This is a genomic window from Desertibacillus haloalkaliphilus, from assembly GCF_019039105.1.
GTDB lineage: Bacteria > Bacillota > Bacilli > Bacillales > KJ1-10-99 > Desertibacillus > Desertibacillus haloalkaliphilus.
Map to the genome: position 1 here is coordinate 1 of NZ_JAHPIV010000431.1, position 360 is coordinate 360.

At 45.0% G+C, this 360-nt stretch carries 1 protein-coding gene; it reads right to left on the bottom strand.

The features are described from left to right. On the bottom strand, window positions 1-360 hold a 360-nt coding region (locus tag KH400_RS30195), incomplete at both ends, for a hypothetical protein (RefSeq protein WP_217228485.1).

A 360-nucleotide genomic window follows, 5' to 3' on the forward strand; every position in this document is an offset into this window, starting at 1 on the left:
TTCCCTTTCTTCCTTTTTTTTTCTTTTCCCTTCCTCTTTTCCCTCTTTCCTCCCCCTTTCTCCCTCCCTTCTCCTCTTTCCTCTTCCCCTTTTCCTTTTCTTTTCTCTCCCTTCCCCTTCTTCTCCCTCCCTTTCCTTCTTCCTCTCTTCCCCTTCCTTTCCCCCTTCTCCTCTTTTTTCTCTTTTCCTCCCCTCCCTTTCCCTTCCCCCTCTTTTTTTTTTTTCCTCTTTTTCCCCCTTTCCTCCCTTTTCTTCTTTCTTTCTTCTTCTCTTTCCTTCTCCCCTCTTTCCTCCCTTTCTCCTTCTTTCTTTCTTTCTTTTTTCTTCCTTTTTCCTTCCCTTTTCCCTCCTTCCTCCTTC